Below are 11,934 nucleotides of genomic sequence, written 5' to 3' on the forward strand. Positions count from 1 at the left end.
GAGTATCATGGCGAGCGGCGTTCCGGGCGCCTCTAGGTCCGCAGGCAGGGCTGCAAGCTCACCGGTTTCCCAGGCAAGATCAACGGCCAGTCTTTCCTGCCCGATGTAGCGGACCCGCGGGCGTGAGGGAAGGGCTGCCATGCCCGATGGGTCGCGTTCGCTGCCTGATCGGCCAAGCCTGCGGTACCTGAAGCTCGAGGCGAAACGCCGCCTGGCCGCTGGCGAGTTCTCCGCGCTGCATGACGCGCAGGCGGCCATCGCCCGGGAGCATGGCCAGCCGAGCTGGGCCGCCCTCAAGCAGCTCATCTGCGGCCAGCCCGAGCAGGAAAGCCAAGCGCTGGCGCAGCTGAGATGGGTGATCGGCCGTTTCCGGGACGCCGGTGAGCCGTCCTGGACGCGCCCGGGTGATGACGAGATGCGCCGGCATGTCGGCGGCCCGGTGCTGGCCGAGACTCCGGCGAGCGAGCTGGTCGCGACGATCATCCCGATGGCCCCGCTGCTGCGCGAGGAACTCGCCGTCATGGCCCAGGCGCCGCTGTCCGCCAGCGTCCAGATCGGCGACCTACGGGTCGACGCGACAGTCGAAGCCGAGCCGCCCCACCGGCTCACGGAGCTGCGGGCGATTCCGCTGACAAAGCGGATCACCGACGCTCGCGTGACGTCACCGCCGCCGGCCCGCAGCCGCGGCGAGGTTCCCGCTGAAGTGGCCGGGATGGCAGCCGAGGCCTTCGCCGAGCTGGGCCTGGCCGGCCTGGTCCTCGCCGGCGGTGGCCCGGATTCCCCGGTGTGGGTGCTCGCGACGGGCTGGGCGGACCTGGACCAGGGCGAGGTCCTTGATACCGGTCACCGGCTCCCGGCGCCCGGCATCACCGCGCTGGTCACCGCGACCGCCGTGCTGCGGCTGGTCGCCGACGGCCGGATCGGCCTCGATACCCCCGCCAACAACCAACTGCGCACGGTGAGCCTGACCGACGATGCCATCACGGTCCGGGAACTGCTCAGCCACACCGCCGGAGTGGACAGCCCTCGGCTCGCCGAGCTGTTCGCCGACAGCGTCCCGGACCTGGCGACGCTGACCGGCCCGGTGATCGCCTGCAGCGGCACGCGCGGGGTCGTCCGGCCCAGCAACGGCGGCTACGCCGTGCTCGGGCAGCTGGTCGCCGATGTCACCGGATCACCGTACCCGGAGGCGGTCACCCGCCTCGTGTTGGAACCGCTCGGGATGAGCGGCTCGTCGTTTCCCACCCGCTCGGCCGACCTCGGCCCCGATGCGGTCACCGGCTACGACGTGACACCGGAGGGCGCCTTCGTGCCGGCGCCGGCCCGGCTCTGCACCGTTCCCGCCGTTGGCGGGCTGTGGGCGACCGCGGCCGACCTGGTACGCCTAGGAGCCGGATGGTCGTCGCTGCTGCCCGCGGCACTCGCGCGTGAGGCCCTCAACCCGCAAACACCGCCCACACCCGGCGCACGTCGGGCGGGTATGGGCTGGCTGATCAGCCCCCGCGGCGACGTCGCCGCTCACGGTGGGGCCGGCGGTGGGGCCACCGCGTCCCTGCTCGTGCGTGTCCGCGACAACCAGGTTCACCTGACCCTGACGACCAAGTCGACACCGCTCGACGCCATCAACAATCGCGTGCTGCGTTCCTGGACCAACCCACCGCAATAAAGAGGGGAAGAAGCACATGCACCAGCCCTCCGTGACCCGGCGCACGCTCCTTCGCGCGACCTCGGCGTCCGCAGCGGCGGCGGCGACCGCCTCGGCCCTTGGCTCGCCGGCGCTGGCCGCGTCGGCGCGGCCTGCTGCGCCGCCCGCGTTCGCGCCTGAGCGCGGCCGGCCGTTCCGCGAATTGGACCAGAAGATTCGCACCGGCATGGTCCGGTACGGCATCCCCGGCGTGGCCGTGGGCGTGCTCTACCGGAGAACGGAGTACATCAAGGGGTACGGCGTCACCAACGTCGACTACCCGGTACCCGTCGACGGCGACACCCTGTTCCGGATCGGATCCACCACCAAGACGTTCACCGGTACCACCGTGATGCGCCTGGTGGAGCAGGGCCGGCTCGCCCTCGACGCCCCGGTGCAAACGTACCTGCCTGATCTGCGTACCGCGGACCCGTCGGTCGCGGCACGGGTCACCGTCCGCCACCTGCTCAACCACACCGCCGGCTGGCTGGGTGACGACTTCCAGGACACCGGCGAGGGCGACGACGCCACGACCCGGTACGCCGCGGGCATCGCCCGGCTTCCCCAGCTGACCCCACCCGGTGAGGTGTTCAGCTACAACAACGCCGCCGTGGCGCTGGCCGGCCGCCTGATCGAGGCGGTCACCGGCCAGCCGTACGAGAAGACCGTCCGGGCACTGCTGATCGATCCACTGGGGCTGGCGCACACCCGGTTCTTCACCGACGAGATCATCGGCTTCAACGTGGCCGCCTCCCACAACCTTGTCGACGGCAAGCCGGTCGTCGAGCCAGCGTTCTTCCAGGTGTGGCGCAGCCTGCACCCCGCCGGTGGCCTGATCTCCAGCGTCCGCGATCAGCTGCGGTACGCCCGCTTCCACCTCGGTGACGGGACCATACCCGGCAGCGACACCCGCCTGCTCACCCAGCAGTCCCTGCTCGCGATGCGCTCACAGCCGGGACCGGGCGGCACCCTGTTCGTCGAGCTCGACGGCGTAGGCGTCACCTGGACCCTGCGCCCGAGCGCCGAACGCGTACGCATCGTGCAGCACGGCGGGGACTGGCCCGGCCAGCACTCCGGCTTCCTGATGGTGCCCGACCGTGGCTTCGCGTTCACCATGCTCACCAACTCCGAAGGCGGCGCCAGCCTGGCCGCCGAACTGTTCGCCGACGACTGGGCGCTGCGGCGCTTCGCCGGGATCAGCAACCTCCCCGCCGTGCCGCGCGTACTCACCGCGCAGGAACTGGCCCCGTACGAGGGCCGCTACCTCCAACTCGCGGTCGGCCCGGCCGGAGATCTCGAAGCGTTGGAGTTCGAGCTGACCGCCGACAACGGCCAACTCGTCGGCAGGTTCGGCGGGGCGGTCGGGCTGCGCCTGGCCTTCTACCGCCCCGACTACAAGCTCGTCCTCACCGCCGCCGGCGCGAACACCGCTACCCGGGCCAACTTCGTCCGCGGGACCGACGGCCACGTGGACTGGCTACGCCTCGGCGGCCGGCTGATACAGCACGAACCGGCCGGCGCGCCGAGCCGGGCGAGTCGCCAGCCGCCATTCGACATCCTCCGGCCGTGGCTGCTCGCCACGACATGAGCCGCCGACCGTGCGCCAGGTTGTCCGGCCCGGCAAAGGCGCCGGCCCGACCATTCCGGCTCGTCCGCATCCGCGACAGCGAGGTCCCCTCACCATTAACGACCGCCCGCTGCATTCGCCGGCGAACCCGACCTACTGACGAGAAGAGGAAGCACATGTACCAGCCCTACCCCGGCGAAGCCCGGGTGCCCGAGGTGCCGCGGCCGCCCGCCCCGGCCTGCGTCCGTAACGCCGTCAAGCTCATGTACGCCGGCGCGGTCGCGAGCCTCATCGGCATCGTCGTTGACGTCAGCACCCTGAACGCCACGAAGAGCGCTATGAACAACCGTTTCCCGAACCTGACGCCGGACCAGGTCACCGCGCAGGAGCTTCCGTTGATCGTGGGCTGGATCGTCGGCGGCTTGGTCGGCATCGCCCTGTGGATCATCATCGCTCAGGCGAGCCTGCGCGGCAGGAACTGGGCCCGGATCACCGGAACCGTGCTGTTCGGTATCGCCACCGTGGAGGCGTTCGGCAGCCTCCTCGTGCCCGAGGCCGCCCTGGTGAAGGTCTTCTGGTTTGTCGTCTGGCTGATCGGCGTGGCTGCGGTCGTGTACTTGTGGCAGCGCAGCTCGAGCGCCTTCTTCACGGGAACACGGCCATGATCGAGGTGGACCGGCTGTGCAAGCGTTTCGGCCCGGTCAGCGCGGTGGACGGCCTGAGCTTCACCGTCCGCCCCGGCCACGTGACCGGCTTTCTCGGCCCGAACGGCGCCGGCAAGACCACCACGATGCGGCTCATCCTGGGCCTGTACACCCCCACATCGGGTACGTCGCTGGTCAACGGCCATCGGTACCGGGAGCTGGTCCGCCCGCTGCACCAGGTCGGTGCGCTACTGGACGCCACCGCCGTCCACCCCGGACGCACCGCCCACCGCCACCTGCTGTCGATCGCGCAGAGCAACGGGATCGGCCGGCGCCGCGTCACGGAGGTGCTGCAGTTGACCGGGCTGGACACCGTGGCACGCCGCCGCGCCGGAGGCTTCTCACTGGGCATGAAGCAGCGGCTCGGCATCGCCACCGCACTGCTCGGCGACCCCCCGGTCCTGATATTCGACGAACCAGCGGGCGGCCTCGACGCCGAAGGCATCCAGTGGATCCGCCAACTGTTCAAGACGCTGGCCGCCGAAGGCCGCACCGTCTTCGTATCCAGCCACCTGATGAGCGAGATGGCGCTGACCGCCGACCGCCTGATCATCATCGGGCGCGGCCGACTGCTCACCGACACGCCCACGGAACAGTTCATCGAGTCCAGTACCCGCGCTGACGTACTGGTGCGATCCCCGCGGGCGGGCGACCTCGCCGGGCTGCTCACCGCGTCCGGCGGCGGTGTCGTACCGGACGCCGATGGCGGCCTCGCCGTGACCGGCCTCGACGCACCAGCGATCGGGGACCTTGCCGCCGAACACGGCATCGCCGTGCACGAACTAGTGCCGCGGCACGCCTCCCTCGAGCAGGCCTACCTGGACATCACCCGCGACAGCGTCGAGTACCGCGCCGCGCACCCCGAGCAAGGACAGGAGATCTGACCAGTGACCACAATGGACATCCGGCCAACAGAAGCGGCCGTGCCGTCAGCTGCCGTTCGTGCCCGGGACGTACTCACCTCGGAGTGGACCAAGCTGCGCTCGGTCCGCTCCACATACTGGACGTTACTCGTCGCCATCGTCACAACCGTCGGACTCAGCGCCATCGTCGCGGTCGCCTTCGCCACCCCACCCCCCGACCACCGACCACCGATCGACCCGCTCCTGCCGAGCTTCGCCAGCCTGGAGTATGCCGTACTCGCCGTCGGCGTCCTGGGCGTGCTGACGTTCACCTCCGAACACACCACCGGGCTGATCCGCACCACCTTCACCGCGGTACCCCGACGCCGGGCGGTACTCGCCGCCAAAGCGGTCGTCGCCGGCACCGTCACCCTCGTCGTCGGCGAACTGGTCTCCTTCGCGTCGTTCCTCCTCGCCCAGGCGATCCTGTCCGGAAACCACCTCGGCGTATCCCTGTCCCACCCCGGCGTACCCGGAGCCGTGCTGGCCGACGGCATCCTGCTGTCCGTATGCACCCTCATGGGTCTCGGACTCGGCGCGATCATCCGGCACACCGCGGCCGCGGTGGCAGTACTGGCCGGACTGATCTACCTCTCCGCCATCCTCGGCTTACTGCCGGCCCCATGGAACGACCGGATCGGCAGGTTCACCCTGTTCTACGCCGCCCAGCAGGTGGTGGCCCTCCACCCCCGGGCCAACCTGTTCTCCCCGGCCCTGTCCATGCTGGTCCTCATCGCCTGGCCAGCCGCCGCCCTCCTGGGCGCCGCCGTCCTGATCACCCGCCGGGACACGTGACACCCCTCGGGGTACCCGCCACGCCATGACTGAGGTGCATGTCGGATAAGCGGCTCATCATTCCGGTCGAACGCCCTTAGCCCAAGCGATTGGCAGCGAGAGACAATGGATCTACGTCGCCGCCGGCGCCAGGCCCGGGTACCACCGATCCCAGCCGCCGAGACTAAACCGGGCAGCAGGCCCAACGCGATGCAGATGCGAGATTGTAGGTGACGGTCGGATGCGAGGCATTCCCCCGCTGGTCGGCATAGTTGTGCTCGTCGTCGTAGGCCTGCTTGTCATCTGGGTCATTGTCGTCGCGCGGCGTATCGACTTCAGCGGCTACCGGGTCGGTCGAGATGTTGTCGTACGCTGCCGCGACGGCCACCTGTTCACAACCACGTGGATTCCCCTAATGTCAATCAAGGCCATTCGCCTCGGCTGGTTCAGGTTCCAATACTGTCCGGTCGGCAACCACCTCACCCTCGTCGTTCTGGTCAGGGATTCGGACTTGACCAACGAGGAACGGCGGATCGCCGCGCGATACCACGATGGCGGAATACCCTGACCAATTTGATGCCTCATCCCGCCCCCCGAACGGGCCGGCCGGACCGAGCCGTAGCTCTTCTACCGGCCAGCCGCCTCGGCGCTCCTCGGCGCTGCTCCGGCTGAATGCGCCCGGGCGGCGGGTGGCAACCGCGCCAGTCCCATTCCCGCACGCTCGGTCTCGTCCCAACGGCGACGCGAACCCACAGGTCGAGGGCGGTACGCGGCAGCGCATCGCGAGCGCGGCGATCCAGCCCGAAGTGGACCTGGGCCGATGCCGTCGTGGCGTCCTACAGTTCTTGCGTGCGCATCCGGGTCGTCGACGCGTTCACCGACAAGCCGTTCGCCGGCAACCCCGCCGGGGTCTGCCTGCTCGACACCGTCGGCTGGCCCGGCGATGCATGGATGCGGCAGGTCGCCGCCGAGCTGGGCCACGAGACCGCCTTCGCCCACCCGCTGCCCGCAGACGCCCACGCCGATTGGGCACTGCGCTGGTTCACACCAACCGCGGAGAGCAACCTGTGCGGCCATGCCACCCTGGCCACTGCCCATGCCCTGCACGCCGACCGGGCAATGCCTCTCACCGTCCGCTTCGCCAGTCCCAGCGGCATTCTAACCGCCCGCACCCGCGACGACGGCACCGTCACTTTGGACTTCCCGGCCGCATCCCCGACCGCCACGCCCACCCCGGACGGCCTCACCGAAGCCCTCGGCGCGGAACCCGACGCCGTCTACCGCACCGGCGCCCTCGGTGACCTGCTCACCGTAGTCAGCGACGAGACCACCGTGCGCAGCCTGAGCCCTGACTTCCCCGCCATGGCCCACCTGACTCAACAACACGGCATCCGCGGGATCATCGCCACCGCCGTCGCGGGGGCCAGGGACTGCGGCTACGACTTCGTCTCCCGCTACTTCGCACCCGCTGGCGGCATCCCCGAAGACCCGGTCACCGGCAGCGCCCACACCGCCCTGGCTCCGTACTGGTCGCACCGCTTCGGGCGGGACAGCCTCACCGGCCTGCAGGCCTCCGCCCGGAGCGGTCTAGTCTGCACCAAGATCCACGGCGATCGGGTCCACCTCACCGGCCACGCGGTCACCGTCTTCGACGGCATCCTGCAGCACACCCCTGGATAGAGCTCACCGCGAGTGCCACTTTCAGTGCGGCGCGCGGACTCGGAGGAATCTCACCTCGCCACCATGACCAGGGTGGGCGTGCCCCACAGGTGGCTGTTCCCCTTTGGCGCCGTCAAGGCGATCGGGGTACTCGGCCTGCTGATCGGCTGCGGTGCGCTGGCAGGCCACGGTGTCTACCCCTCGGTGCCGGGCGGGCCGCTCATGACAGGGCGTACCTCGACGGTGTCTCCGGTCGCGTCGACCACCCGGGCGGCGACCGCCATCGCCCGGTCGTGGCTGGCGCAGTCCACGATCGCGAAGCTGACCAGAACCTCCTTGGCCTCCGCGTACGGGCCGTCGATGACCGTCGGCGCGCCTTCCCGCTGCTTATCGTGCGGGTCAGCTACGGGTCGGCCAGGCCCTCGGTGAGCACGAGCTCGCCCGACTCGGTCAGCTCCTTACCCAGGTCGGCGTAGAACTGGCAGACGGCTGGAACTCCGGGCTGGTCACGTCGACCGCCGACCAGTCGGTCTGTCCGGTGTAGGCCAGTTGGCGACTTGGACCCAGCCGTACGGGCCGAGGCTGAACAGGCTCAGCGGATGCCATTTGAGGTCGTACCCGGGTCGGCTGGCCGCCTGCACGGCGACCACAACCCCAAACATCGGTCCGGCGGCCACCCCCGCGGCGAGCAGCCGGCGAGCTGCCCGCGACGGCGCGACCACGGCGGGCGGCGCGCCTCGTGTGTCGATCTGGCTCATCAGATCGTTTCCTCTCGGTAACCGTTTACCGATACCTCGGAGCGGACCCACCCATCTCGACAGCCAGCACCAAAGATTCTTTCGGTGGCCGGGCGAGGACGCTCAACCGACGCTCGCCGGGATCGCCGGTGCACCACGCAGCCAGTTCCCGGCCCTACAGCGGGGCGGCTCCCGCGGCCAACGACGACATTCTCTTCGGTCTGCCTGATCGTCAAGGGCGTGCGACTTGCCACAACGACGGTAGGAGTCGGCACTTCACCTCCGTGTCGCGATGACTGGACATCGCAGCACCGAAGCCCCCACCAGTTGATCTTTACTGGTATGGCGCCGGTGATCTAGGGCTGCGCGTGGCGAGCGCTGAGACCCGAGTCGAGCAAGGGTGATCAGCCCGTCGCCTTGCGACCGTCTGTGGTCCTTCCCGGGCGCAGTCGAAGCGCACCGAAAACCGTCAGTGCAATTTCGCCTGCGGGGCTTGACCTGGGTTTGCACATGGAGCCTATAGTACTAGGAACCTAGATAAATGAGGTTCGGGTGATCGAGTTCCATCTGGACGGCCGCTCCGGCGTCGCCCCCTACATGCAGCTGATCCAGCAGGTCCGCCAGGCCATGCGACTGGGCCTGCTGACCGAGGGGGATCAGCTGCCGACGGTCAAGGATGTGGTGGCGAAGGTGGCGATCAACCCGAACACGGTGCTCAAGGCCTACCGGGAACTCGAATACGCGGGCCTGGTCGCGGCGCGTCCCGGGGTGGGGACCTTCGTCATCCGGACCCTGACCGACGAGTCGCTGGCGGCGCACGGTCCACTCCGCGAAGAGCTCCGCGGCTGGCTCGCCCGGGCACGAGCGGCCGGGCTGGACTCCGAAAGCATCGAGGCCCTGTTCGTGACCACATTCCGCACCCCGATAGAGGAGACCGCATGAGCCCCGTGCTGCAGGCCGAGGGCCTGTCCAAGCGGTACGGGCGACGCCTGGCGTTGTCCGACTGCACCCTCGCTATTCCGCCCGGCCGGGTCGTGGGTCTCGTCGGCCCGAACGGTGCCGGCAAGACGACCTTGCTGCATATCGCGGTGGGCCTGTTGCGCCCCACAGCGGGCCGTATCGAGGTCCTCGGTGGCCAACCTGCCTCCGGTGCCGCGCAGTTGGCCAAGGTGGGCTTTGTCGCCCAGGACACGCCCACCTACGCGGGCCTGTCGATCGCCGACCACCTGCGTTTCGGTGCCCACACCAACCCCGGCTGGGATCAGCAGGTTGCCGACGACCGGATCACCACACTCGGCCTCGACCCGTCGCAGAAGGCCGGGAAACTCTCCGGCGGGCAACGCGCCCAACTCGCGCTGACCCTGGCCATCGCGAAACGACCGGACCTGCTGATCCTCGACGAACCGGTGGCTCGCCTCGACCCCCTCGCCCGGCGGGAGTTCCTGCAAGGCCTGATGGCATACATCGCCGACCACGGCGCCGGCGTGATCCTGTCCTCGCACCTGGTCTCCGATCTCGAACGCGTCTGCGACTACCTGATCGTGCTGGTGGCCTCCCGGGTCCGCGTCGCCGGCGAGGTCGACGACCTGCTGGCCGGCCACTGCCGGCTCACCGGTGCCCGCCGCGACCCCGCCGACCTGCCCAAGGGCGTGGAGGTGATCGAGGGCAGCCACACCGACCGGCAGTCCACCCTGATCGTGCGCAGCACCACCCCGATCGACGACCCATCGTTCACCGTCGAACAGATCACCCTCGAAGACCTGGTCCTGGCCTACATGGCCCAGGCCGCAACGGGAGCAGTCCGCACAGCGGCATTGGAGACACAGCGATGATCTGGTTCACCTGGCGCCAGTTCCGTACCCAGACCTGGATCACCATCGGCGCCCTCGCCGTCATCGCCGTCGCCCTCGCGATCACCGGGCACAACCTCGCCGACCTGTGGACCTCCAGCGGCGCCGCCACTTGCCACACCAACTGCGGCACCGCGGTCAGCACCTTCCTCCACGAGGTCAGAGGCGGCGTCGGCGACAAGGTCTACAACTTCGCCCTCGCGCTGATGTATGTGGTGCCCGCGCTGATCGGGATCTTCTGGGGTGCCCCCCTGATCGCCCGGGAACTCGAAGCCGGCACCCACCGCCTCGCCTGGAACCAATCGGTCACCCGCACCCGCTGGCTGGCCACCAAACTCACCATCGTCGGCGGCGCCTCGGCGGCAAGCGTCGGGCTGCTCAGCTGGGCGGTCACCTCGTGGGCGCACCACATCGACCACGCCAACGCCAACCGCATCACCCCGTTGGTCTACGGCGCCCGCGGCGTCGTCCCGATCGGCTACGCCCTGTTCGCGTTCGTCGTCGGCGTCACCATGGGCATGCTCATCCGCCGCACCGTCCCCGCGATGGCCGCCACCCTCGCCATCTACATCGCCGCCGTCGTCTCGATGCCACTGTGGATCCGCGCCCACCTCGCCCCCGTGCGCCACACCACGACGCCGCTGGATCTCAGCCGCATCCAGGATCTCATGATCAAGCCGCGTGGCGCGATGGAGGTCGTCAGCGGCGTCATCCCCCACGGCGCCTGGGTACTGACCAACACCAGCATCACCACCACCGGCCAGCTCTTCACTGGACCCGCCAACCCGCAATACTGCGGCGAAAACCAGGGAGCAACAGCCTGCCTGAACTGGGTCGGCAGCCTCGGCCTGCGCCAAGACCTCACCTACCAGCCCGCCAGCCACTTCTGGCCCCTGCAATTCACCGAGACCGGCATCTTCCTCGCCGCCGCCGTGCTGCTGGCCGGGTTCTGCTTCTGGTGGACCCGCCGACGCCTCACCTAACGATCCACGAACACACCGACACCCATCACCGCGCATCGGATCGCGGGCGGTGCACGGCCAACCCCGCGCACCGCCCACGCTTCTTGGGTGCCAAGGGTGCTCCACACCACGACCGAGATCCGACCAGCCCTGAGGTTCCCCCGGTTTGCCGGAGACTTGGTTATCTGGATGGGTCCAGCTCGGGGTGAATGGTAGCTGGGTCGTCTTCGCGGTGCCACGTCTCCTCGTACTCGTCGGGTGAGAGACCGCCGAGCCCTTCCTGGATGCGGCGCGGGTTGTACCAGCCGTCGATGTAGCGCAGCAGGGCTGCCTCGGCCTCGGCGCGGGTGGCGAACTGGGTGCCGGCCCAGTACAGCAACTCGGTCTTGATGGTCGACCACAGGTTTTCCGCAAGCGCGTTATCGAAGCTTATCCCCGACGCTGCCCGTGGACGGGGCGATGCCCGCATCGTGCAGGCGCTGGGTGAACCGAAGCCCCGTGTATTGGCAGCCTTTATCGCTGTGGTGTATTGTATCAACTGTCCATCATGGACGCTGCGGGAGCGCAGGGCGTGGCCCAGGGTAGTGAGTACCAGCTCGGTGTCCGCGCGGGCGGCAGTGGCCCAGCCGACGACCTTGTTGGAGAACGCATCCCGCACGCTGGCGGTCCCACCTCGCCCCGTCTAGTGTTCGCGGCCTCCACCGGGTCGCTTTGCCGCGCCCTTCTGCGCCACCATCAGCTCATACTGCATGTCTGTGAAGGCGGGCTTCGGGTTCAAGTTGACGTCGTAGATGCAGGCGTAACCCTCACCGGTGAGAAGCCGGGCACCCATGGGTTGGCGTCGCCGAAGCCCCAGACGGATCGACTCTACAACCGATCGAGGCCGGTGCCATCGGCAGCTGGTGCGGGGCCGGCCCAGCTCTCGCCAGTGCAGGCGTACGCGAACGTGCCCTCCCACGAGGGGCGGGCGTCCGATGGCCGGCGGGAGACGGCGCGGAGCGTCAGCAGCTTCCCTGGCGAAGGGCCCAGCACTGGGAACAGCCAGGTCTCGGCGCTCTTCGGCACGCCCCGTGGTGGCGGGAGATGCCGCCGAGT

General features: G+C 69.2%; 13 protein-coding genes and 1 pseudogene. 9 read left to right on the top strand and 5 right to left on the bottom strand.

What is annotated here, in order from left to right; all coding sequences use genetic code 11:
* Window positions 1-139 precede the first annotated feature (139 nt).
* From VGR06_RS29350 to VGR06_RS29370, 5 genes are all read left to right on the top strand, one after another.
* A complete protein-coding gene (locus VGR06_RS29350) occupies window positions 140-1,666 on the top strand; it encodes a serine hydrolase domain-containing protein (RefSeq protein WP_327562389.1) in 1,527 nt (508 codons plus the stop codon).
* 16 nt (window positions 1,667-1,682) lie between these two features.
* A complete protein-coding gene (locus VGR06_RS29355; protein ID WP_327562390.1) occupies window positions 1,683-3,272 on the top strand; it encodes a serine hydrolase domain-containing protein in 1,590 nt (529 codons plus the stop codon).
* A gap of 185 nt (window positions 3,273-3,457) precedes the next feature.
* Entirely contained in the window at window positions 3,458-3,916 is a 459-nt protein-coding gene (locus VGR06_RS29360; RefSeq protein WP_327562391.1) for a hypothetical protein, read from the top strand.
* A complete protein-coding gene (locus VGR06_RS29365; protein ID WP_327562392.1) occupies window positions 3,913-4,839 on the top strand; it encodes an ABC transporter ATP-binding protein in 927 nt (308 codons plus the stop codon). The genes VGR06_RS29360 and VGR06_RS29365 overlap by 4 nt, the downstream gene beginning before the upstream one ends.
* A 3-nt stretch (window positions 4,840-4,842) precedes the next feature.
* Window positions 4,843-5,652: an ABC transporter permease gene (locus tag VGR06_RS29370; RefSeq protein WP_327562393.1), complete on the top strand. Its 810-nt coding sequence runs from the start codon at window positions 4,843-4,845 to the stop codon at window positions 5,650-5,652.
* A gap of 163 nt (window positions 5,653-5,815) precedes the next feature.
* Here VGR06_RS29370 and VGR06_RS29375 read toward each other — a convergent pair whose 3' ends face one another.
* On the bottom strand, window positions 5,816-6,019 hold the full coding sequence (locus VGR06_RS29375) for a hypothetical protein (protein WP_327562394.1): 204 nt from the start codon (window positions 6,017-6,019) through the stop codon (window positions 5,816-5,818).
* 461 nt (window positions 6,020-6,480) lie between these two features.
* Here VGR06_RS29375 and VGR06_RS29380 point away from each other — a divergent pair, with 461 nt between their 5' ends.
* Window positions 6,481-7,311: a PhzF family phenazine biosynthesis isomerase gene (locus tag VGR06_RS29380; RefSeq protein ID WP_327562395.1), complete on the top strand. Its 831-nt coding sequence runs from the start codon at window positions 6,481-6,483 to the stop codon at window positions 7,309-7,311.
* Between the two features lie 173 nt (window positions 7,312-7,484).
* On the opposite strand, the pseudogene VGR06_RS29385 reads toward VGR06_RS29380, so the two are convergent.
* A pseudogene (locus VGR06_RS29385) lies at window positions 7,485-7,655 on the bottom strand (YciI family protein); the annotation flags it as partial.
* A 141-nt stretch (window positions 7,656-7,796) separates the two neighbouring features.
* Window positions 7,797-8,048: a hypothetical protein gene (locus tag VGR06_RS29390; protein WP_327562396.1), complete on the bottom strand. Its 252-nt coding sequence runs from the start codon at window positions 8,046-8,048 to the stop codon at window positions 7,797-7,799.
* A 531-nt stretch (window positions 8,049-8,579) separates the two neighbouring features.
* Here VGR06_RS29390 and VGR06_RS29395 point away from each other — a divergent pair.
* Genes VGR06_RS29395 through VGR06_RS29405 form a run of 3 tightly spaced genes read left to right on the top strand, consistent with a single transcriptional unit; the run spans window position 8,580 to window position 10,860 of the window.
* The gene (locus VGR06_RS29395) at window positions 8,580-8,969 is read left to right on the top strand and encodes a GntR family transcriptional regulator (RefSeq protein WP_327562397.1); all 390 of its coding nucleotides are present in this window, start codon (window positions 8,580-8,582) and stop codon (window positions 8,967-8,969) included.
* Window positions 8,966-9,859, top strand: coding sequence for an ABC transporter ATP-binding protein (locus tag VGR06_RS29400; protein ID WP_327562398.1), 894 nt, complete (start codon window positions 8,966-8,968; stop codon window positions 9,857-9,859). The genes VGR06_RS29395 and VGR06_RS29400 overlap by 4 nt, the downstream gene beginning before the upstream one ends.
* Complete coding sequence (locus VGR06_RS29405; protein ID WP_327562399.1) at window positions 9,856-10,860, top strand: ABC transporter permease subunit; 1,005 nt, start codon at window positions 9,856-9,858, stop codon at window positions 10,858-10,860. Before VGR06_RS29400 ends, VGR06_RS29405 begins: the two co-directional genes overlap by 4 nt.
* A gap of 160 nt (window positions 10,861-11,020) precedes the next feature.
* Here VGR06_RS29405 and VGR06_RS29410 read toward each other — a convergent pair whose 3' ends face one another.
* A complete protein-coding gene (locus tag VGR06_RS29410; RefSeq protein ID WP_327562400.1) occupies window positions 11,021-11,497 on the bottom strand; it encodes an IS3 family transposase in 477 nt (158 codons plus the stop codon).
* Window positions 11,498-11,706: 209 nt separating this feature from the next.
* Window positions 11,707-11,934 (bottom strand): hypothetical protein (locus VGR06_RS29415; protein WP_327562401.1); only part of this gene is annotated, 228 nt, incomplete at its 5' end.

Source organism: Actinophytocola sp., assembly GCF_036002505.1.
GTDB lineage: Bacteria > Actinomycetota > Actinomycetes > Mycobacteriales > Pseudonocardiaceae > DASYTH01.